We start from the raw sequence: 22,196 nt of genomic DNA on the forward strand, positions 1-22,196 counted from the left end.
CAAGAGAGGATGAAGGCTAAGTGCTATAAGTGGGTTATCGGCCAGCGAGCGGTTTTCTGCAACCGGGGTGATGGGCGGTGTACAACCTCGATTTCCGTGTCCAGGTTTTCCCTGGAAAGCAGGCAAAAAAAGCCCCGCCAATTGGCGGGGTTGAGGTACGAGCGTGGCGCTCGGAAATCGTTGAAGCCAGGTCTTCTGCATGGGCAGAAGACCTGTTGTGGCTTAAAGCAGGATGGTGCGGATGTCGTTCAGCAACTGGCTCAGGCGCTGGGTGAAGCGTGCGGCAGCCGCGCCGTTGATCACACGGTGATCGTAGGACAGCGACAGTGGCAGCATCAGCTTCGGCTGGAACGCTTTACCGTCCCACACAGGCTGGATAGTGGCCTTGGAAACACCCAGGATCGCCACTTCCGGCGCGTTGACGATTGGCGTGAAGCCAGTGCCGCCAATGTGCCCGAGGCTGGAGATGGTGAAGCACGCGCCCTGCATGTCGTCCGGGGTGAGCTTCTTGTCGCGGGCCTTGGCAGCCAGTGCAGCAGCCTCAGCGGCAAGCTGGAGCAGGCTCTTCTGGTCGACGTTCTTGATGACCGGTACCAGCAGGCCATCCGGAGTGTCGACGGCAAAGCCGATGTGCACGTACTTCTTGCGAATGATCGCCTTGCCGCTTGGCGCCAGCGAACTGTTGAAGTCCGGCAGTTCCTTGAGCAAATGTGCGCAAGCCTTGAGCAGCAGGGGCAGCACGGTCAGCTTCACGCCGGCCTTCTCGGCCACGGCTTTCTGCGCAACGCGGAATGCTTCCAGGTCGGTGATGTCGGCCTGGTCGAACTGGGTCACGTGCGGGATGTTCAGCCAGCTGGCGTGCAGGCCGGCCGCGCCGATTTGCATCAGGCGGGTCATCGGCACTTCTTCGATTTCGCCGAAGCGGCTGAAGTCGACGGTGCGGATCGGCGGAATGCCCGAGCCACCGGTAGCAGCGCCGGCAGCCGGAGCTTCCTTGGCCTTCTGCATCATGGATTTGACGTAAACCTGCACGTCTTCCTTGAGCACGCGACCGTGTGGACCGCTGGCGGTTACCGCGCTCAACTCGACGCCGAATTCACGGGCCAGTTGGCGCACGGCAGGGCCGGCATGAACCTTGGCACCGCTTGGCGCAGGTGCAGCCGCCGGAGCCGGTGCGGCCTCGGCTTTTGCAGCAGGCGCAGGTGCAGGCGCGGCGGCAGCCGGTGCGGCTTCAGCCTTGGCGGCCGGAGCAGCGGCGGCCGGAGCGGCAGCAGCAGGAGCCGAAGCGCCCGCTACTTTCAGCTTGAGGATGAAGTCACCAGTGCCGACTTCGTCTTCCAGCTTCACGGCAATGCTTTCCACCACGCCGGCTGCCGGCGAAGGGATTTCCATGGAGGCCTTGTCGGACTCCAGGGTGATCAGCGATTGATCAGCTTCGACGGTGTCGCCGACTTTAACCAGCAGCTCGATGATCTTGGCCTTGCCCGACGAACCGATGTCCGGAACATGAATGTCCTGGACTGTTTCGGCGGCAGGTGCAGCCGCCGGAGCCGCAGGGGCCTCGGCAGCAGCGGCAGGCTTCTCGGCGGCAGGAGCCGGGGCAGCAGCAGGAGCGGCCGCCGCAGGGGCCGCATCAGCGGCACCTTCGATTTCCAGCTCAAGCAGTTCGTCGCCTTCTTTCAGGCGGTCGCCCAGCTTCACTTTCAGGCTTTTGACCACGCCGGCCTTGGGAGCAGGGATTTCCATGCTCGCCTTGTCCGATTCCAGGGTCAGGATGCTCTGGTCGGCTTCGACGGTGTCGCCGACCTTCACAAACAGTTCAATTACTTCACCTTCACCGCTGCCGATGTCAGGTACGCGAATGAGTTCGCTCACAGAAAGTCTCCTCAGCAGTCCAGTGGGTTGCGTTTTTCCGGGTTGATCCCGAACTTGACGATAGCGTCTGCTACCACCTTGGGTTCGATTTCACCACGGTCAGCCAAGGCTTCCAGGGCTGCCAACACCACGAAGTGACGGTCGACTTCGAAGAAGTGACGCAGCTTCTTGCGGCTGTCACTACGGCCGAAACCGTCGGTGCCCAGGACTTTGAATTCCTTGGACGGTACCCACTGACGAATTTGTTCAGCAAACAGCTTCATGTAGTCGGTAGAGGCGATAACCGGACCCTTACGGCCAGCCAGGCACTCTTCGACGTAGGTGCGCGCAGGCTTCTGGCCCGGGTGCAGGCGGTTGCTGCGCTCTACGGCCAGGCCGTCGCGACGCAGTTCGTTGAAGCTGGTAACGCTCCATACGTCAGCACCGACGTTGAACTCTTCACGCAGGATTTTTGCAGCTTCACGCACTTCGCGCAGGATGGTGCCGGAGCCCATCAGTTGCACGTGGTGAGCGGCTTCCTTGGTGTCTTCTTCGAGCAGGTACATGCCCTTGATGATGCCTTCCTCGACACCGGCCGGCATGGCTGGCTGCTGGTAGGACTCGTTCATCACGGTGATGTAGTAGAAAACGTCCTGCTGCTCTTCGGTCATCTTCTTCATGCCGTCCTGGATGATCACCGCCAGCTCATAGCCGTAGGTTGGATCAAAGGTGCGGCAGTTCGGGATGGTGCCCGCCAGGATGTGGCTGTGACCGTCTTCGTGTTGCAGGCCTTCGCCGTTCAGCGTGGTCCGCCCGGCAGTACCGCCGATCAGGAAGCCACGGGTACGGCTGTCGCCTGCTGCCCAAGCCAGGTCGCCAATACGCTGGAAACCGAACATCGAGTAGAAGATGTAGAACGGCAGCATCGGCTGGTTGTGGCTGGAGTACGAAGTACCGGCAGCGATGAAGGAGCTCATGGCGCCCGCTTCGTTGATGCCTTCTTCGAGGATCTGGCCCTTCTTGTCTTCCTTGTAGAACATCACCTGGTCTTTATCGACTGGCTCGTAGAGCTGGCCGACGGAGGAGTAGATGCCCAACTGACGGAACATGCCTTCCATACCGAAGGTACGGGCTTCGTCCGGGATGATCGGCACGATACGCGAGCCGATTTCCTTGTCCTTGACCAACTGTGCGAGGATCCGCACGAAGGCCATGGTGGTGGAGATTTCACGGTCGCCCGAGCCGTCCAGGATCGCCTTGAGGGTATCCAGTGGCGGAGTCGGGATGTTGAAGCTCTTGGCGCGGCGCTGTGGCACGAAACCGCCCAGTGCAGTGCGACGCTCGCTGAGGTAGCGGGCTTCGGCGCTGTTTGGCTCCGGCTTGAAGAACGGCAGGTTCTCCAGCTCTTCGTCCTTGACCGGGATGTCGAAGCGGTCGCGGAACAACTTCAGGCTGTCGACATCGACTTTCTTGGTGTTGTGCGCAGTGTTCTTCGCTTCGCCGGCACCGGTGCCATAACCCTTGATGGTCTTGGCCAGGATGACGGTCGGTTGTTCTTTGTGGTTGACCGCTTCGTGGTACGCCGCGTAGACCTTGTACGGGTCGTGGCCGCCACGGTTGAGTTTCCAGATCTCGTCGTCGGACAGGTCTGCAACCATTGCCTTGAGTTCAGGCGTGTTGAAGAAGTGTTCACGTACGAACGCGCCGTCTTTGGCTTTGTAGTTCTGGTACTCGCCGTCGATGACTTCGTCCATGCGACGTTGCAGGATACCGTCGACGTCCTTGGCCAGCAGTGGGTCCCAGAAACGGCCCCAGATGACTTTGGTCACGTTCCACTGAGCACCACGGAACACACCTTCGAGTTCCTGGATGATCTTGCCGTTGCCGCGAACCGGGCCGTCGAGGCGCTGCAGGTTGCAGTTGATGACGAAGATCAGGTTGTCCAGCTTCTCGCGGCCGGCCAGGGAGATGGCGCCCAGGGATTCCGGCTCGTCACACTCGCCGTCGCCCAGGAAGCACCAGACTTTTTGCTTGCCTTCAGGGATGAAGCCACGGGCTTCCAGGTACTTCATGAAGCGTGCCTGGTAGATCGCCTGGATCGGGCCCAGGCCCATGGATACCGTCGGGAACTGCCAGAAATCAGGCATCAGCCAAGGGTGCGGATAGGACGAGAGGCCCTGGCCGTCGACCTCCTGGCGGAAGTTGTTCATTTGTTCTTCGGTGATGCGGCCTTCCATGAACGCACGGGCGTAGACGCCTGGCGAGGTGTGGCCCTGGAAGTAGATCAGGTCGCCGCCATGTTCTTCGGTCGGGGCCTGGAAGAAGTAGTTGAAGCCGATGTCATACAGGGTTGCGCTGGAAGCGAAGCTGGAGATGTGACCGCCCAGGTCAGAATCTTTCAAGTTCGTGCGCATTACCATCGCCATGGCGTTCCAGCGTACCAGCGAGCGAATGCGGCGTTCCATGAACAGGTCGCCAGGCATGCGTGCTTCGTGGGTTACCGGGATGGTGTTGCGGTACGGCGTGGTGATGGCGTAGGGCAGTTGCGAGCCGCTGCGGGTCGCGAGTTCGCCCATACGGGTCATCAGGTAGTGAGCACGGTCTTCGCCTTCTTTGTCGAGAACCGATTCCAGGGCGTCCAGCCATTCCTGGGTTTCGACGGGATCGAGGTCTTGCATGGCTTGCTCCAGGGCGGAAAGGCTACCAGAATCGGTTGCCTGAAGTTTGCGACTGGCCTTGTGGGCAGACGACATAAATTCTTGGATGGCCGAAGGTTGCTTCGGCGTCCTGTAGTTTTACTACAAATCGTCGGCCATTTCAGCCTTTCGAATGTATATACGAGTAGTAAAACTACACAAGACTGAGCGGATTGCTCGGTCTAGCTGGCGAGCATAATCGTTATTGTTGATCTTTTGCGAACAAGAAAGGGTAGAGATTTGATGTTGACTGCCAAAAAAGAAAAATTTTCAGCTATTTCTAACCTTTGTTCGACAGTCCTTCACCGAGCGTGGTTCTTGCGTTCACAGCTACAAGCCCTTTACGCGCCGATCAAGGATAGACCATGAGCCTTCCAATGCAGGCCGAACTCCCGGCCATCCTGCTTCCATTTGCCAAGCGGGCCGAGCAGTCATTTCGTGACGCCGTGGCCGGATTGGACGGCGATAATGGCCTTTCTGAGTGGACGCCGCAACGTTGGGCTGACTTCGCCCGTGTGTGCGCCGCCAGTGATTTCGTCATTGAACAGAGTGTTCGTGACCCTTTGATGTTGCTCGAGCTGGTGGCCTGGGGCGAACTGGACCGCAGCTTTGCCCCCGGCGAGCTGTGCGGGCAGATTGCGACGGCCGTGCAACAAGCCGAGACAGAAGACGAACTGGGCCGGGTTCTGCGCCGCCAGCGCACCCGCCAGCAGGTGCGGATCATCTGGCGCGACCTGACCCGACAGGCGGACCTGGTGCAAACCTGCCGCGACCTGTCGGACATGGCCGACGCCAGCATCGACCAGGCCTATCAGTGGTTGTACCAGCGCCACTGCGTATTGTTCGGCACACCCACGGGCCGTCGCAGCGGCGAACCGCAGCACATGGTCATCCTCGGCATGGGCAAGCTCGGCGCAGTGGAGCTGAACCTGTCGTCCGACATCGACCTGATCTTCGCCTACCCCGAAGGCGGCGACACGGTTGGCGTGAAGCGCTCGCTGGACAACCAGGAGTTCTTCATCCGCCTTGGTCAAAAACTGATCAAGGCCCTGGACCCGATGACCGTCGACGGCTTTGTGTTCCGGGTCGACATGCGCCTGCGACCTTACGGCTCAGCCGGGGCGCTGGTGCTCAGTTTCAACGCGCTGGAGCAGTACTACCAGGACCAGGGCCGCGACTGGGAACGCTACGCCATGATCAAGGCGCGGGTGGTGGCCGGTGACCAGGTGGCCGGTGCGCAACTGCTCGACATGCTGCGACCGTTTGTCTACCGGCGTTACCTGGACTTTTCCGCCATCGAAGCGCTGCGCACCATGAAGCAGTTGATCCAGCAGGAAGTGCGGCGCAAGGGCATGGCCGAGAACATCAAGCTGGGCTCGGGCGGCATCCGTGAAGTCGAATTTATCGCCCAGGCGTTCCAGCTGATCCACGGTGGCCGTGACCTGAGCCTGCAGCAGCGCCCACTGTTAAAAGTGCTGGGTACCCTGGAAGGCCAGGGTTACCTGCCGCCGGCGGTGGTCGCCGAGCTGCGCGATGGCTATGAATTCCTGCGCTACACCGAGCACGCGATCCAGGCGATCGCCGATCGCCAGACGCAGATGCTCCCGGATGGCACCGAAGACCAGGCGCGGATTGCCTTCATGCTGGGCTTTCCGGACTGGACCGCGTTTCATGAGCGCCTGATGTACTGGCGTGGCCGGGTGGACTGGCATTTCCGCCAGGTGATTGCCGATCCGGATGAAGAAGAGGGCGAAGAGAGCGAGTTGATGGTGGGCGGTGAGTGGTTGCCGTTGTGGGAAGAGTCCCAGGACGAGGAAGCCGCCTGCCGTCAGTTGCAGGAAGGCGGTTTTACCGACGCGCCCAAAGCCTTGAAAACCCTGGCCGGCCTGCGCAGCAGTCCGCAATTGCGTGCCATGCAGCGCCTGGGTCGCGAGCGTCTGGATGCATTTATCCCGCGCTTGCTGGCCCAGGCCGTTGAACATGCCAACCCGGACCTGGTACTGGAGCGCGTCCTGCCCTTGGTCGAAGCCGTCGCCCGGCGTTCCGCTTATCTGGTGTTGCTGACGGAAAACCCCGACGCCCTGCGTCGCCTTCTGACCCTGTGCGCCGCCAGCCCGTGGATTGCCGAGCAGATCACTCGCTTCCCGCTGCTGCTGGACGAACTGCTCAACGAAGGCCGCCTGTTCAAGCCGCCGCTGGCGCCGGAACTGGCCGCCGAATTGCGCGAGCGCCTGACGCGCATCCCCGAAGATGACCTTGAGCAGCAGATGGAGGCCCTACGGCACTTCAAGCTGGCCCACCGCCTGCGGGTGGCCGCCTCGGAAATCGCCGGCAGCCTGCCGCTGATGAAAGTCAGCGACTACCTGACCTGGCTCGCCGAAGCCATCCTCGAACAAGTGCTGGCCCTGGCCTGGCGCCAGACGGTTGCCCGCTACGGCTCGCCGCAACGGGTGGACGGCACCTTGTGCGATCCTGGCTTCATCATTGTCGGTTATGGGAAAGTCGGCGGCATCGAATTGGGGCATGGTTCGGACCTGGACCTGGTGTTTATCCATGACGGTGACCCCCAGGCCGAAACCGACGGTGCCAAGCCGATCGACGGCGCGCAGTTCTTTACCCGGCTGGGGCAGCGAATCATTCATCTGCTGACCACCCAGACCAACTCGGGCCAGTTGTATGAAGTGGACATGCGCCTGCGGCCTTCGGGCGCATCCGGTTTGCTGGTGAGTTCCCTGGGCGCATTTGCGCGTTATCAGGAAAACGAAGCCTGGACCTGGGAGCACCAGGCGCTGGTGCGTGCGCGAGTGCTGGTAGGCAGTCAGGATGTGGGCCGTGCTTTCGAGCAGGTACGGGCGCAAGTGCTGGGCCGCGCGCAGGACCTGGACAAGCTGCGCCAGGAGGTCAGCGAGATGCGCGCCAAGATGCGCGACAACCTCGGCACCAAGTCCACGGCGGCGGGAACGGCGGCGAATGCCTTCGAACCCACGGCGTCGTTCGACCTCAAGCAGGACGCCGGAGGTATCGTCGATATTGAATTTATGGTGCAATACGCGGCTCTGGCGTGGTCTGCGCAACATCCATCGTTGCTGCGCTACACCGACAATATCCGCATTCTGGAAGGCCTGGAGCAGGTCGGGCTGATGCCCGCCGCCGATGCCCATTTGCTGCGCGAGGTGTATAAAGCCTACCGTTCCGCCGCTCACCGCCAGGCCCTGCAGAACGAGGCCGGTACGGTGGCAGGGGACCAGTTCGCTGACGAACGGCGCCAGGTGCAGCGAATCTGGCATGAACTGGGGTTAAGCTGAAACACTATATAAGGCGGGGAGGCATGAGCCTCCCCGTATCGTTTGTGGAAACTACATGAATATTCTGATCGTTGGGCCCAGTTGGGTCGGTGACATGGTGATGGCGCAGACACTGTTCCAGTGCCTCAAGCAACGTCATCCCGACTGCCAAATCGACGTGCTCGCCCCCGAGTGGAGCCGGCCGATCCTTGAGCGCATGCCCGAGGTGCGTCAGGCCTTGAGCTTCCCGCTCGGCCACGGCGCGCTGGAGCTGGCGACCCGTCGACGCATCGGCAAGTCCCTGGCTGGCCAGTACGATCAGGCGATCCTGTTGCCCAACTCGATGAAGTCGGCACTGGTGCCGTTCTTCGCCGGTATTCCCAAACGCACCGGCTGGCGTGGCGAGTTTCGCTATGGCCTGCTCAACGATGTGCGCAAGCTCGACAAGGCCCGTTACCCGCTGATGATCGAGCGCTTCATGGCCCTGGCCTACGCGCCGGGTGCCGAGTTGCCTGCACCGTATCCACGTCCGAGCCTGCAAATCGACCCGGTCACCCGGGATGCGGCCCTGGCGAAGTTTGGCCTGGAGCTGGACCGTCCGGTGCTGGCGCTGTGCCCTGGCGCCGAGTTTGGCGAGTCCAAGCGCTGGCCTTCGGAGCATTACGCCAAGGTTGCGGAGATGAAGATTCGCGAGGGCTGGCAAGTCTGGTTGTTCGGCTCGAAAAACGATCATTCGGTGGGCGAGGATATTCGCCAGCGCTTGATCCCGGGGCTGCGCGAAGAGGCGGTCAACCTGAGCGGCGACACATCCCTGGCCGAGGCCATCGACCTGCTGTCCTGTGCCGACGCGGTGGTGTCCAACGACTCCGGCCTGATGCACGTGGCCGCGGCGCTGAACCGCCCGCTGGTGGCAGTGTATGGCTCGACGTCTCCCGGGTTTACCCCGCCGCTGGCCGACAAGGTCGAAGTGGTGCGCCTGGGCCTGGATTGCAGCCCGTGTTTTGATCGCACCTGCCGCTTCGGCCACTACAACTGCCTGCGCCAGTTGCTGCCGCAACCTGTCAGCGACGCGTTGCAGCGGTTGCAGGGCACTGTGGTCGAGGTTCGTTAAGTTGCGGGTTCTGGTAATCAAGACCTCATCCCTGGGCGATGTGATTCATGCCTTGCCGGCGTTGACCGACGCGGCGCGGGCGATCCCGGGCATCCGGTTTGACTGGGTGGTGGAAGAAGGCTTCGCCGAGATTCCCACCTGGCACCCGGCGGTGGACAAGGTGATCCCGGTGGCGATCCGCCGCTGGCGCAAGAACCTCTGGCAGACCTTCAAGAGTGGCGAATGGCGGCGCTTCAAGAAGAGCGTGCAGTCGACCAAATATGACCTGGTGATCGACGCCCAGGGCCTGCTGAAAAGTGCCTGGCTGACCCGCTACGTACGTGCCCCGGTGGCCGGTTTCGACAAACAGTCGGCTCGCGAGCCATTGGCGGCGCACTTCTATTCCCGACGCCTGGCCGTGGCCCGTGGGCAGCACGCGGTGGAGCGCTTGCGCCAGCTGTTTGCCGTCGCCCTCGGTTATGACCTGCCAAAAGGCCTGGGCGACTACGGCCTCAGTGTCGACAAGCTGCTGGGCCTGCCGCCGAAAAAACCGTTTGTACTGCTGCTGCACGGCACCACCTGGGACACCAAGCACTGGCCGGAAGCCTACTGGCGCGACCTGGCCGAGCGCATGGACCGCTTTGGCGTGGACGTGAAGTTGCCGTGGGGCAATGCCGCCGAAAAAGCCCGGGCTGAGCGCCTGGCCCAGGGCCTGAAAAACGCCGAAGTGCTGCCCAGGCTGAACCTCGCGGGCGTGGCCCGGGTGCTGGCGGGTGCGAAGGCGTGTGTCGCGGTCGACACCGGCCTTGGCCACTTGGCCGCAGCGCTGGATGTGCCAACGATTTCCCTGTTCGGCCCTACCAATCCTGGCCTGACCGGAGCTTATGGCAAGGCGCAGATTCACCTGGCCAGCGACTTCCCGTGTGCGCCATGCCTGCAAAAGAAATGCACTTATCAACCGACTGCCGAAGACCAGCGTCGGTTCGATCTCAAGCGCGAGTGGCCCCTGTGCTTCACTCGCCTGAACCCTGAGCGTGTCGCAACTCGTTTAAGCACGTTGTTACTGGCTGAGGAACACTGATGCAACTGGCTTTTGTCCTCTACAAATACTTCCCCTTTGGTGGCCTGCAGCGCGACTTCATGCGTATTGCCCTGGAGTGCCAGCAGCGCGGGCATCAGATTCGCGTCTATACGCTGATCTGGGAGGGTGACGTGCCGCCGGGCTTTGAAGTGCTGGTGGCGCCGGTCAAGGCGCTGGTCAACCATCGGCGCAATGAAAAGCTCTACGCCTGGATCCAGGCCGACCTGGCCAAGCGCCCGGTCGACCGCGTGGTGGGCTTCAACAAGATGCCGGGGCTGGACCTGTACTTCGCCGCCGACGGCGTGTTCGAAGACAAGGCGCAGAACCTGCGCAACCCGATGTATCGCTGGTTCGGCCGGTACAAGCACTTTGCCGAATACGAGCGTGCAGTGTTCGACAAAGACGCCAAGACGCAGATCATGGTGCTGTCCGAACACCAGCAGCAGCTGTTCACCCAGTATTACAAGACCCAGGCCGAGCGTTTTCATTTGTTGCCGCCGGGCATCGCCCGCGACCGCCGCGCGCCGCCCAATGCTGCCGAGATCCGCGCCGAGTTTCGTCGCGAATTCGGCCTGGCCGACGATGATTTGCTGCTGGTGCAGATTGGCTCGGGCTTCAAGACCAAGGGCGTCGATCGCAGCCTCAAGGCCGTGGCCGCGCTGCCGTCGAGCCTGAAGAAACGCACCCGGCTATTTGTAATCGGCCAGGACGACCCCAAAGTATTCCAATTGCAGAGTGCTGCGCTGGGCCTGGGCGACCAGGTGCAGTTCTTCAAGGGCCGCAGCGACATCCCGCGCTTTCTGCTGGGCGCCGACCTGTTGATCCACCCCGCGTACAACGAGGCGGCCGGCATGGTGCTGATCGAAGCGGTGGTCGCCGGCCTCCCGGTGCTGGTGAGCAAGGTCTGCGGCTACGCGTTTTACATCGACAAGGCCCAGAGTGGGCGGGTGTTGGACGAACCGTTCGAGCAGGCCCAGCTCAACCATTACCTGGTGGATATGCTCGACGATCCACAAGCGCGCGCGGCCTGGAGCCGCAATGGTCTGGCCTTCGCTGAGACGGCCGACCTCTATAGCATGCCGCAGTACGCTGCGGACCTGATTCTGGCGGAGCCAAACCGATGAAGTTGATTCTTGCCGAACCGTTCAAGACCCTGTGGGCCGGACGCGATGCGTTCGCCGAAGTCGAGAAGCTGGACGGCCAGGTGTTTCGTGAGCTGGCCGCGCGCCGTACCCTGCGTACGGAAGTGGAAGGCCGCCATTATTTTGTAAAGATCCACCGGGGAATTGGCTGGGGTGAAATCCTCAAAAACCTGATCACGGCCAAGTTGCCTGTCTTGGGCGCGGGCCAGGAGTGGGACGCGATCCAGCGTCTGCGGGAACTCGGCGTGCCCACCATGACCGGCGTGGCCTTTGGTGAAAAGGGCAGCAACCCGGCCGACCAGCACTCGTTCATCGTCACTGAAGAGCTGGCGCCTATCGTCAGCCTTGAAGACCTGACCATGGACTGGGTCAAACAGCCGCCCGTGCCGGCGATTCGGCATGCCTTGACCGTTGAGCTTGCGCGCACCCTGGGCACGATGCACCGGGGGGGCGTGAACCATCGTGATTGCTACCTGTGCCACTTCCTGTTGCACACCGACCAGCCGGTTACCGTGCACAACATCAAGCTCTCGGTGATCGACCTGCACCGTGCCCAGGTGCGTTCGAAGATTCCCCGGCGCTGGCGTGACAAGGACCTGGCGGGGCTTTACTACTCCGCCCTGGAGATCGGTTTGACCCGGCGCGACAAACTGCGGTTTCTCAAGGCCTACTTCCAGCAACCTTTGCGCCAGATCCTGGGCGAGCAAAGCGCGCTGCTGTCGGCGTTGGAACGCATGGCCGCCAAGCTTTACGCACGCAAGCAACGATACGGGGATGCGCTCTGATGGCGGGTTGGAACCTGGAACCCGCTTACGCCGCCCTGGCGGATGACTTTGGTAGCCTGGAAGCCGTGTTCGCCCTGCAAGGCGAGCGGCTGACCCGCGATCCGTTGTCCGAAGTGATTCGCGTGGAGCGCGGCGGGGTCAACTATTACGTCAAGCGCTACGTCGGTGCAGGCAAGGGGTTGCGCCGCTATCTGGGCAAGCCACGAGTCAAGTCCGAATGGCAGAACCTCAAGCGCTTCGCCAAGTGGGGCATACCCACCGCCGATGTGATCGCCTGGGGTCTGGAGCGTAAAGGCCTGGCGTATCACCGCGGGGCGATGATCACGCGCGAGCTGCCGAAGACTGAAGACTTGTCGGCATTGGCCGAGCGCAATGACCCGCAACTGTCAGACCCGGTGTGGGTCAACAAGATCAGTCGCCAGCTCGCTGAATACACGCGGACCATGCACGACCACCGGTTTACCCACAACGATTTGAAGTGGCGCAACTTGTTGGTGGACGACCAGCAAACCCTGTACCTGATTGATTGCCCCAACGGCGATTTCTGGCGCGGGTTCTGGCTCAAATACCGCATTACCAAGGACCTGGCCTGCCTGGACAAGGTCGCCAAGTATCACTTGTCGGCTACCCAGCGCCTGCGCTTCTACATGCAATACCGTCAGCGCAAACACTTGAGTGCGGCGGACAAACAGCGAATTCGCCACGTGGTGAAGTTTTTCGAGGGGCGAGAATGAGTGATTTCCTGGCGGCCGAAGATCGAGCATTGCTTGAGCGCAACGGCCTCGGCACTTTCGACGCGCTGTGGGCCAAGCAACTGGATGCGGTGGACGAGCCCAATACCAGCCGCGGCGGCTGGAGCAGCGTGTTTCGCCTCGAACTCGAAGGCCAGGGCTACTACCTCAAGCGCCAGAGCAACTACCTGACGCGCACCTTGCACCGCCCGTTTGGCGAGCCGAGTTTTGCCCGCGAGTTTCGTAACATCAGCCGCTATCGGCAGTTGGGTATTCCGGCATTGCAGGCGGCGTTTTTCGGTGAGCGCAAAGTGGCTGGAGAGCATCGGGCGATGTTGCTGACCCGGGCGCTGGATGGTTGGAATGACCTGGATTCATTGCTGGAGCAATGGTCTGAGTTGAGCGACGTGCAGCAGCGGGCAATCCTGCTGGCCTGCGGTCAGCTTGCTCGTCAGTTGCACAGCGTGGGCCAGGTGCATGGCTGTTTTTATCCCAAGCATATTTTCCTGCAAGCCACCGGCGACGGGTATGCGGCACAGTTGATCGACCTGGAGAAAACCCGCCCGCTGCTGTTCGGCTGGCGTGACCGGGTCAAGGACCTGGAGCCGCTGCTGCGCCGTGCGCCGCAATGGTCTGACGATCAGGTTCGCCAGCTGTTGGCGGCCTACCTGGACCAGCCGCAGGACAGCGCATTGGTTGCCACCTGGCACCAGCGCCTGGCGGCCCGGCGCAGTCACAAGGAGAACCGCTGATGCGTTTGTCCGAACTGAAAAATGCCGGCCGCACGCCAAGCCTGCCCCTGAGCATCGAACTGGCAGACGCTGCCGGGCCTGGGCAGTTGCAACTGCTGAGCCTGCTGCGGGTATTGCCGGGCCAGCGTTATGTCGGCGCAGCTGTGTGGCGCGGGCGCCCGGTGCTGGCCAAATTGTTGGTGGGCAGCAAGGCGGCGCGGCATTTTCAGCGTGAACTCAAGGGCGTGCGGTTGTTGGCCGAACAAGGCCTGACCACACCGCTGTTGCTGGCCGATGGTCTGCAAGAGGGTGAGGGCGGTTGGCTGCTGTTCGAGTTTCTTGAAGGCGCCGACAGCCTGGCTGATGCGTGGCAGGCTGTTGAACACCTGCCGCCGCTGGCTGACCAGCAGCAAGCGGTGCTCGCCGAAGCGCTGGGTGCGATTGCGCAGATGCACGCCAAGGGCCTGTGGCAGGAAGACCTGCACCTGGACAACCTGCTGCGTCAGGACGGCAAACTGTATTTGATCGACGGCGCCGGGATCTGTGTCGAAGAGGCGGGCAAACCGCTGTCGCGCAACCGGGTGCTGGAAAACCTTGGGGTGTTTTTCGCGCAGTTGCCGAAAAACCTCGAGCCGTTTACCGAAGAGTTGCTGGTGTATTACCTGCTGAGCAATGGCGAACACGCGTTGCCGCTCGAAGCGTTGCAGAAGCAGGTACGCAAGGTCAGCGTCTGGCGCTTGAAGGATTTCCTGAGCAAGGTTGGCCGGGAGTGCACGCTGTTCAGCGTCGTGCGCGGGCCGTTCGCTCTGCGCGCGACTCGTCGTGAGGAAGAAGCGGCGATGCTGCCGGTGCTGGCGCAGGCCGATGCGCTGCTCGACCAGGGCCACCTGTATAAAACCGGTGGGGCGGCCAGTGTCGCCAAGGTCGAGGTAGCCGGTCGACCACTCGTGATCAAGCGCTACAACATCAAGGGGTTTGCCCATTGGCTCAAGCGCTTCTGGCGCCCGAGCCGGGCCTGGCATTCGTGGCGCGAAGGCAATCGCCTGGCGTTCCTCGGCATCGCCACGCCCAAGCCGCTGGCGTTGCTGGAAAAGCGCTTCCTGTGGCTGCGCAGCCGCGCGTATCTGGTGACCGAGTACCTGCCGGGGCCGGACATCATCGAGCGGTTCGCGCCGTATGTTGAGAGTGGCGAGGCACCCGAGGCCGAATTGCAGGCCCTGGATAATTTGTTCGCAGAGTTGATCCGCGAGCGCATCAGCCATGGGGATTTCAAGGGGCATAACCTGTTCTGGCACACGGATCGCTGGGCGCTGATCGACCTGGATTCGATGTGTCAGCACACGTCCTTGAGCAGCTTCGCTCCGGCATATGCCAGGGATCGGGCAAGGTTTATGCGTAACTGGCCTGAGAGCAGTGCGTTGTATCGGGTGATTGATCAGCGGTTGCCAAAGGCAGTGGGCTAGGGGTTTAGGGCCGCTGCGCGGCCCAACGGGAGCAAGCTCCCTCGTCACAAGTTCGATGGTCAGTTTCTAAAATGTGTACTCGGCGCCTGCGCCGGCATACCACGAGCGTCCCGGCGCTGCTTCGTAATAGCGGCCGTTGCCGTCTCCGACAATCACCGACCCCACATATTGGCGATCCAGCAAGTTATCCAGGCGCAGGGTCTGGTGGAACGTCCAGTGCTCCACCTTCTGCTCAAAGCGTGCACGCCAGTTGAACACGCTGTAGCCCGGTGCCGCGTGTTGCTGGTTGGTGTCTTCGACGTAGACCTTGCTGCGGTACATGCCTTCCACGGCGGTGCTGACCCAGTCCCGGGGTTTCCAGTTGAGCTCTGCGAATAGTGTGGTTTGTGGCACACCGGGGAGGTAGTTGCCTTTGTCCACCGGTTTGCCGCCGCCAATGAAGTCGCTGTCGTAGGTGGCTTGCAGGCGGGTGTAGGCGATGTTGGTACTCCACTGCTCGCTGAGCTGGCTTTCGATGCCCAGTTCGAAGCCGCGGCGCAGGGTGCGGCCGGCGTTCTGGTAGCTGGTGCGGCCGCCGATCGATTGGTCCACCACCAGCTCGTCCTCGGTGGTGATCTGGAATACAGCGGCGTTGACCCGGGTGTCGTTCAACTGTGCCTTCACGCCCACTTCATACTGCGTGCTTTCCGACGGCTTCAGGCCGAAGTTGAACCCTTCGATGTTGCCCGGCGCGTACGCCAGTTCCGCCTGGGTTGGCGTCTCGAACCCCTTGCCGGCACTGACGTAGCCGTGCAGGTCGGGCGTGAAGGCATACATCACGCTCACGGACGGTGTGTTCTTCTGATAGGTCTTGTTGCCGCTGGAGTCGCCGTTGCTCAGGAACTGGTCGTCGACATCCAGTTCCATGGTGCTGTGGCGTACCCCGGCTTGCAGGGTCCAGCGATTGATGGCCCAGTTGGCCTGGATGTAGGGGTCGAGGCTGCGGGCGGTGTCGATTTCATCCCGGCGCAACTGGCCTTTTACGCCAAGGGTGCTGCCGCTGTAGTTCTGGTAGCCGTGGCGGCTGTCTTCGCTCTGGTCGAAATCCAGGCCGGTGATGATCATCAGCTCGCCCGGCACGCTGTCGACCGGTTGCATCCAGCGCACGGAGCCGCCGTAGAACTTGCGGTCGAACTGCACCACGCCGCCGCCGCGTTCGTTGGCGGGCGTTCCCTTGGGAATCGACAGGTACTGAATCACGCTCCGCCGCCCGGTATAGGCATTCACCTGCAGTGTGGCATCACCGAAATACCGCTCGTAATTCATCCCCAGTTGCTGGTGGTCGATGCTTTTGCGGGTGTTGTACAGCTCGGCGGCACTGCTGACCGAGCGCGGGTCGGCCTTGTACGCATCCCACGCCTGCCCCAGCGGATCCTGCGTGCCGATCTGTTCCAGGCTGCTGTAGATCAGCGCCAGTTTGCTGTCTTCATCGGGCTCGAAATTGAGCTTGGCAAAGGTCTGGTCGCGGCGGGCGCTGCTGTGGTCGCGATAACCGTCGGTGTCCATGCGCGAGGCGTCCAGCACGAAGCCTGCGCCGTCTGCCGCGCCTTCGGCGGTGAGGTGGTTCTTGCTCAGGCCGTCACTGCCCACCAGCGTCTCGGCACCGATGCGCGGCGGGCCTTCGCCGTTGCGGGAGAACATCTGGATCACGCCGCCGGCATTGCTGCCATACAGTGTGGCGGCCGGGCCGCGCAGGACTTCGATGCGCTCGGCGGTGTCGAGGTTGAACGTCGCCGCCTGGCCCTGACCGTCCGGGGTGCTGGCGGGTATGCCGTCGGCGATCAGCTTGATACCGCGCACACCAAATGCCGAGCGGGCACCGAAGCCACGGGAGGAAATCTGCAAGTCCTGGGCGTAGTTCTGGCGATTTTGAACCACCAGGCCGGGCACGCGGGACAGTGCCTCTGAAGCATTGATGCCCAGTTGGCCATCGCTGATTTGCTCGCGGCTGATGCTGTCCACCGAATACGGCAGGTCAAACGATGGGCTGGCACTGCGCGAACCGGTGACCACGCTGGGGTCCAGGACCAGTGGCGCTTCATCGGCCTGGACGCTGCTGTACAGGCCAAGCAGTCCGGGAAGCAGCATCGCAAATCGAGTGGGTACAACAACTTTCATGAGTAAACCAGCATCCATGGCGCACAAAAGTGCGCGAGTTTAACGATTCAGCCAGCTTTTGCCATTTCGGAATCTTCTTACATGGCGCGGCGGTGCGTGGGGTCTGGGTCGCCAACAGGGCCGATGTTAGCGTTGCTGGCCATTCAGAGGGCTTGCCATGACGCTAAAAATGACTGCTGCGCTAAGCATTGGAATCCTTGTGTTGAGCGGCTGCGGAACGGCCAATACGCTGTTGCGCGAAGACGCGGCGGCGGCACGTGAACTCAGGAAGCAAAAAACCTACTGCCAGTCGATTCCCCGTGTCTACAGCGGGGTTGCCTTTGATTTCTGCCTGCTGCACGCCGCGCCGGACCTCACTGGCGTGCTGATGCCATTCGTTCTATTGGATATAACGGTCTCGGGCATTGTTGATACAGTGGTCCTGCCCTACACGGTTTATCGCCAAGGTACCGATGGCAACATCAGTATCTATTGGCGCCCGGGTTCATAAACGGATCCGGCAAGGTTGTATGGGGCAGGGATGAATGCCCACACTTATGCCAAATGGAGTTGTCCGTGAGTCTTGCAACCAGAGTCCTTCTCGCCGCTGTACTGGTATCCACCACCGGTTGCGGCACCATCAACACGGTGTTTCGCCCGGACGCCGTTGCCAGCCAGAACCTCAAGGAATCGCGCAGTTATTGTGAAAACGTGCCGCGTATCTACAGTGGGGTGATCTACGGTTTCTGCACCTTGAACGGCGCCCCCGACACCACCAAAGAGCACACGCGCGATGCCTCCGGCTCCCTGCCGATCTTCGCCGCCGAGCTCGTGGCCTCCGGCTTGCTCGACACCCTCGTGCTGCCCTACACGGTCTACCGCCAGAACAGGGACGGCAGCATCGAGATTTTCCGCTAGGCCTGCAGTGACAACCGGTCGCCACAATCCCTAGATCATCCCGCGCCGTGTTTACGCTATAATCCCGCCCTTTAGCTGTTTCTCGCCCAGGCGGGGAGCACACTTTTTTCAGGCGTGACGCGCCTGCATGCAGACTAAAAGAGGCTAGACCCCTGTGGCATTGACGATTCTTGGCCTGTCCGGCGCCCTTAGCCATGATCCTTCCGCAGCCTTGTATATCGACGGCAAGCTGATCGCTGCCGCCGAAGAAGAGCGCTTCGTACGCGACAAACATGCAAAGAACCGCATGCCCTACGAGTCGGCGAAGTTCTGCCTGGAACAAGCCGGTATCAAGCCTTCCGACGTTGATGTGGTGGCGATTCCGTTCGCCCCCATCAGCCTGTTCGGCGAGGCCCGCTGGCACTACGCCAAGCGTTACTGGTACGCCCCGGACCGCGCCCTCGACGCGATCCTGATGGGCAACCGTCGCTACAAGCGCTATCGCAACAAGATCGTCTGGTGCCTGGAGCAACTGGGCTTCGATCCGAAGAAAATCAAGATCGAACCGGTTGAGCACCACCTGGCTCACGCCTCCAGTGCCTACCACTGCTCGGGCTTCCAGGAGAAGACCGCGATCCTCGGGATCGACGGCAAGGGCGAGTACGCCACCACCTTCTTCGGTTACGGCGAAAACGGCAAGATCCACAAGATCAAGGAATTCTACGATCCGGACTCCCTCGGCGGCCTGTATGGCGCGATCACCGAGTTCCTCGGTTTCGAGATGCTCGACGGTGAGTTCAAGGTCATGGGCATGGCGCCGTATGGCGATGCCAGCAAGTACGATTTCTCGCGCCTGGCCTCCTTTGAAAACGGCGAGCTGGTGATCAACACCGACTACGCCAACGTCATCGGCCTGCGCCGCTACAAAGAGAAGGGCAAGGGTTTCTACTTCTCGCCAAAACTGATCGAGTGGCTGGGTCCGAAGCGCGAAGGCGATATCGCCGACGAGCCGTACATCCACTACGCGGCCAGCATGCAGGCGCTGTTCGAGAAGCTGGCGTTGCAGATGATCGACCATTACCTGGGCGACATCCTCAAAGACACCGGCAAGCTGGCGTTTGCCGGCGGCTGTGCGCTGAACGTCAAGCTGAACCAGAAGATCATTGCCCGCGACGACGTCAAGGAGCTGTTCGTGCAGCCGGCGTCCGGCGATGCCGGTACTGCGGTGGGTGCAGCCGCCTACGTGTCTCACGCCCGTGGCGTACCGGTTGAGAAGATGGAACACGTCTATCTCGGCCCGTCCTACAGCAACGAAGACGTGATCGCGGCGTGCGCCAAGCACGAGAGCAAGCCGGTTTGGCGCAAGATTGAAAACATGCCCAAGCGCATCGCCAGGATCATGGTCGACGGCAACCCGGTGGCCTGGTTCCAGGGCCGCATGGAGTTTGGCCCGCGTGCCCTGGGCGGTCGTTCGATCATCGGTTGCCCAAGCGCCACCGGCGTGGCTGACCGGATCAACCACCAGATCAAGTTCCGCGAGCGCTGGAGGCCTTTCTGCCCGTCGATGCTCGACACCGTTGCGCCACAGATGATCAAGGTCGATCACCCGGCGCCGTTCATGACCTTCACTTTTGAAGTGTCGGAAGAGTGGAAAACCCGCGTGCCGGAAGTGGTCCATGAAGATGGTACCTCCCGTGCCCAGGTGCTCAAGCGCGAATACAACCCGCGCTACTACGACATGATGAAAGAACTGGAAGTACTGACCGGCAATGGTGTGTCGCTGAACACCTCGCTCAACCGTCGTGGCGAAGCGATGATCTGCTCGCCGACCGACGCGCTGAACATGTTCTTCGGTTCCGACCTGCAGTACCTGATCATGGAAGACATCCTCGTGGTCAAGGACGGCGTGGACCCTTATGACGCCGTGGTCTAAATGCTGAACCGCTTCCAGGGCTGGCGTGAACGTGGCTGGACGCCTGTCGAGGCCGAGGTTTACGCCCAGGCCTGGCAGCGTTTTGGCGGCAGCGTGGCGACTCATCCGCAGATCGTCGAGCGGCTGGCGCACCTGGCGCAGATTCCGGTGCGCTACCTGGGCTGGGAGCAGGACGGTGAGCTGAAGGGCGCAATTGCTACCTGGGGGCGCGACCTGGCCCTGTCCAAGGACGTGCTCAAGCGCAAAGGCAAAAAAGGCCTGTTTGATCTGGGTAATGCCGAGATCATCCTGCCGATTGCCGCCGATGCGCAGGTGCCATTGCGCCATCGCGCGCGTTATCTCTCTGCACTGAATGAGGGGCGCGTAAGCACCCTCAAGCCCCAGGCCGAGCAGTTGGCCATGGCGCGCACACCGGAAGAGTTGTCGAAGAAGTTTCGCTACAACCAGCGCCGCGAACTGCGTTTGCTGGAAGAGGCGGGCGGCGTGGTAAGGGCGGTCGGCGAGTTTTCCAGCAGCGAACTGGCGGCGATTTACTGCGACCTGTTCCAGCGGCGTTGGGGTTTCCCTGCGGCGGGGGCCGAGCGTTTGGCCGAGGTGCTGGAGTTGCTCAAGGAATTCCTGTTCGGCTCGGTGCTGTTTCTCAATGATGCTGCGATTGCCGTGCAACTGGTGTATCAGGTGCAGGCGCCGCAGTGGGTCAGCGCCGAATACGTCAACGGCGGTGTCGACCCTGAAACCAAGGCGTTCAGCCCCGGCAGCGTGCTGAGTTTCCTCAATACCCAAAGTGCCTGGGAGCAAGCGCGAGCGAGCGACAAGCCGCTGCGTTTCTCCTTCGGGCGTTCCGACCGTGAATACAAGGAGCGCTGGTGCAACCCGGTGCCGGTGTTCAGCGTATGAGTCGCAAACAGCAATTGCTCAAGCAGCACCGGCGCAACAAGCGTATTGCGCTGGTGGTGGGCCTGTTGCTGTTGGTGGCTGTCGGTGTGCTGGTGGCCTGGTGGTTGCCGCTGGTGCTGGCCGTGGTGCTGTGGGCCGCGCATGAGGCCTGGTTTGCCGATCATCTGTTCTACTCGCCTAAAGACGACTATGAGTACGCGTTTCCTGAAGGGAGCGAGTGCACGGGCCTGCGTCTTGAAGCCGGGCGCCTGCTGTTGGACACGCCTCTGGTGGGCGATGAAACCCTGATCGTCGGGATCGAACTCAAAAGCTCTTGGCTCGGGCGTTTTCTCGACCCGGCGGTGGACGTGTCGGGCCTGGATGCACCCGACCGGCAAGTCTTCGAGCGTGGTCTTTCAGGCCGGCGTTACCTCAACCTGACGGGCATGGGCGAAGCACTCGCCGGCGGTAAGCTGCGCTTGCGCGGGCGCTTCTGCCGGATCAAGGGGCAGCCGAAGCTCTGGTTGTTCCGCCAGCCGGACTACCGTCGCCAACGGGTGATGGTCATCGCGCCCCATGCCGACGATGCCGAATTGGCCGCTTTCAGCCTGTACAGCCAAGCCGACGAGAGCTGGATCGTCACCCTGACGGCGGGCGAAATCGAAGCCGATCACTATCAGCAGATGGGCATGCCCAAGGTCGATGCCGCACGACTCAAAGGCCGCCTGCGTGCCTGGGACAGCGTCACCGTGCCGCGTTGGGCGGGCGTTCCCGAAGCGCAGTGCGTGCAGTTGGGGTACTTCTGCATGCAGCTTGCAGCGATGCAGGCCGCACCGGATCAGCCCCAGGCTTCCCGGGAAGCTCAGTTGGACGATACGCGGCTGTTTCGCCAGTTCAATGCCCTGGCCTTGCCCGGGGATGTGGACGGCGCCCCGACCTGGAATAACCTGATTGCCGACCTGCGGGCATTGCTGCTCAAGGCGCGCCCGCAGGTGATCGTGTTGCCAACGCCGTTGCTGGATCCGCACCCGGATCACATCTGCGCCCACGCCGCGATTCTCGAAGCCTTGCAAGGCCTGGAGTGGCAACCGGGCACGTTGCTCGGCTACGCCAACCACCTGCATGATAACGATCGTTGGCCCATGGGGGATTCGGGCGCTGGCGTGGCCTTGCCGCCGCGTTTTGATGCCTCCCGTGAACTTGTGCCTTGCAGCTTGCCGCTGACGCTCAGCCAGCAGCAGGACAAGGCCATGGCCCTGGGCATGATGCACGACTTGCAGCCGCGGGCGCCGTTCAAGCGCCGCGTGCGCAGGTGGTTGCAGCAATTATTGGCGGGCCGTAGTCCATCGCCTTACGGAGAGAATGAGTTCTTCCGCAAGGCGGTGCGCCGTCATGAGTTGCTCTGGGTGTTGAAGCAGGATTGAGACCTTATTGAAGGCAGGCTTGCAGCGCCTGCCGCCCCTTTTCGCCGGGCTGCGCGCCCGCAGCCAGATTGCA

General features: G+C 61.8%; 16 protein-coding genes. 13 read left to right on the forward strand and 3 right to left on the reverse strand.

Annotation, left to right across the window (positions count from 1 at the left end; genetic code table 11):
* Nucleotides 1-222 precede the first annotated feature (222 nt).
* Together aceF and aceE are read right to left on the reverse strand one after the other, a co-directional pair.
* Nucleotides 223-1,875 carry a dihydrolipoyllysine-residue acetyltransferase gene (gene aceF, locus HYE77_RS18700; RefSeq protein ID WP_003209438.1) on the reverse strand — a complete coding sequence of 551 codons (1,653 nt, stop codon included), beginning with the start codon at nt 1,873-1,875 and terminating at the stop codon, nt 223-225.
* Between the two features lie 11 nt (nt 1,876-1,886).
* Nucleotides 1,887-4,532: a pyruvate dehydrogenase (acetyl-transferring), homodimeric type gene (gene aceE, locus HYE77_RS18705; RefSeq protein ID WP_003209439.1), complete on the reverse strand. Its 2,646-nt coding sequence runs from the start codon at nt 4,530-4,532 to the stop codon at nt 1,887-1,889.
* A gap of 383 nt (nt 4,533-4,915) precedes the next feature.
* Between aceE and glnE the strand changes: the two genes are divergently transcribed.
* From glnE to HYE77_RS18745, 8 genes are read left to right on the forward strand one after another with little or no spacing between them, the layout of a single operon-like run.
* Nucleotides 4,916-7,855 (forward strand): bifunctional [glutamate--ammonia ligase]-adenylyl-L-tyrosine phosphorylase/[glutamate--ammonia-ligase] adenylyltransferase, encoded by a 2,940-nt coding sequence (glnE, locus tag HYE77_RS18710; RefSeq protein WP_032899861.1) that lies wholly within the window; start codon nt 4,916-4,918, stop codon nt 7,853-7,855.
* A 55-nt stretch (nt 7,856-7,910) separates the two neighbouring features.
* Nucleotides 7,911-8,945, forward strand: a complete 1,035-nt coding sequence (gene waaF, locus HYE77_RS18715; RefSeq protein ID WP_102367965.1) for a lipopolysaccharide heptosyltransferase II — start codon at nt 7,911-7,913, stop codon at nt 8,943-8,945.
* Between the two features lies 1 nt (nt 8,946).
* A complete protein-coding gene (gene waaC / locus HYE77_RS18720) occupies nt 8,947-10,005 on the forward strand; it encodes a lipopolysaccharide heptosyltransferase I (protein WP_003209442.1) in 1,059 nt (352 codons plus the stop codon).
* The gene (locus HYE77_RS18725; RefSeq protein ID WP_102367966.1) at nt 10,005-11,129 is read left to right on the forward strand and encodes a glycosyltransferase family 4 protein; all 1,125 of its coding nucleotides are present in this window, start codon (nt 10,005-10,007) and stop codon (nt 11,127-11,129) included. The genes waaC and HYE77_RS18725 overlap by 1 nt, the downstream gene beginning before the upstream one ends.
* Complete coding sequence (rfaP, locus tag HYE77_RS18730) at nt 11,126-11,932, forward strand: lipopolysaccharide core heptose(I) kinase RfaP (protein ID WP_003209450.1); 807 nt, start codon at nt 11,126-11,128, stop codon at nt 11,930-11,932. Before HYE77_RS18725 ends, rfaP begins: the two co-directional genes overlap by 4 nt.
* Nucleotides 11,932-12,666, forward strand: a complete 735-nt coding sequence (locus tag HYE77_RS18735; protein WP_003209451.1) for a lipopolysaccharide kinase InaA family protein — start codon at nt 11,932-11,934, stop codon at nt 12,664-12,666. The genes rfaP and HYE77_RS18735 overlap by 1 nt, the downstream gene beginning before the upstream one ends.
* Nucleotides 12,663-13,415 (forward strand): lipopolysaccharide kinase InaA family protein, encoded by a 753-nt coding sequence (locus HYE77_RS18740; protein ID WP_008439156.1) that lies wholly within the window; start codon nt 12,663-12,665, stop codon nt 13,413-13,415. Before HYE77_RS18735 ends, HYE77_RS18740 begins: the two co-directional genes overlap by 4 nt.
* Nucleotides 13,415-14,857 (forward strand): lipopolysaccharide kinase InaA family protein, encoded by a 1,443-nt coding sequence (locus HYE77_RS18745; RefSeq protein WP_177008306.1) that lies wholly within the window; start codon nt 13,415-13,417, stop codon nt 14,855-14,857. The genes HYE77_RS18740 and HYE77_RS18745 overlap by 1 nt, the downstream gene beginning before the upstream one ends.
* A gap of 66 nt (nt 14,858-14,923) precedes the next feature.
* Here HYE77_RS18745 and HYE77_RS18750 read toward each other — a convergent pair whose 3' ends face one another.
* Nucleotides 14,924-17,014 (reverse strand): TonB-dependent receptor, encoded by a 2,091-nt coding sequence (locus HYE77_RS18750; RefSeq protein ID WP_177069116.1) that lies wholly within the window; start codon nt 17,012-17,014, stop codon nt 14,924-14,926.
* A gap of 157 nt (nt 17,015-17,171) precedes the next feature.
* On the opposite strand from HYE77_RS18750, the gene HYE77_RS18755 reads away from it, so the two are divergent.
* From HYE77_RS18755 to HYE77_RS18775, 5 genes are all read left to right on the forward strand, one after another.
* Nucleotides 17,172-17,504, forward strand: a complete 333-nt coding sequence (locus HYE77_RS18755; protein WP_177069117.1) for a YceK/YidQ family lipoprotein — start codon at nt 17,172-17,174, stop codon at nt 17,502-17,504.
* A 53-nt stretch (nt 17,505-17,557) separates the two neighbouring features.
* Nucleotides 17,558-17,911 carry a YceK/YidQ family lipoprotein gene (locus HYE77_RS18760; RefSeq protein WP_008439144.1) on the forward strand — a complete coding sequence of 118 codons (354 nt, stop codon included), beginning with the start codon at nt 17,558-17,560 and terminating at the stop codon, nt 17,909-17,911.
* 154 nt (nt 17,912-18,065) lie between these two features.
* Nucleotides 18,066-19,823, forward strand: a complete 1,758-nt coding sequence (locus tag HYE77_RS18765; RefSeq protein ID WP_008439143.1) for a carbamoyltransferase — start codon at nt 18,066-18,068, stop codon at nt 19,821-19,823.
* Entirely contained in the window at nt 19,824-20,720 is an 897-nt protein-coding gene (locus HYE77_RS18770; RefSeq protein WP_008439141.1) for a GNAT family N-acetyltransferase, read from the forward strand.
* Nucleotides 20,717-22,123 (forward strand): PIG-L deacetylase family protein, encoded by a 1,407-nt coding sequence (locus HYE77_RS18775; RefSeq protein WP_177069118.1) that lies wholly within the window; start codon nt 20,717-20,719, stop codon nt 22,121-22,123. Before HYE77_RS18770 ends, HYE77_RS18775 begins: the two co-directional genes overlap by 4 nt.
* The last annotated feature ends 73 nt before the right edge of the window (nt 22,124-22,196 follow it).

This window comes from Pseudomonas sp. IPO3774, assembly GCF_013386835.1.
Classification (GTDB): Bacteria; Pseudomonadota; Gammaproteobacteria; order Pseudomonadales; family Pseudomonadaceae; genus Aquipseudomonas.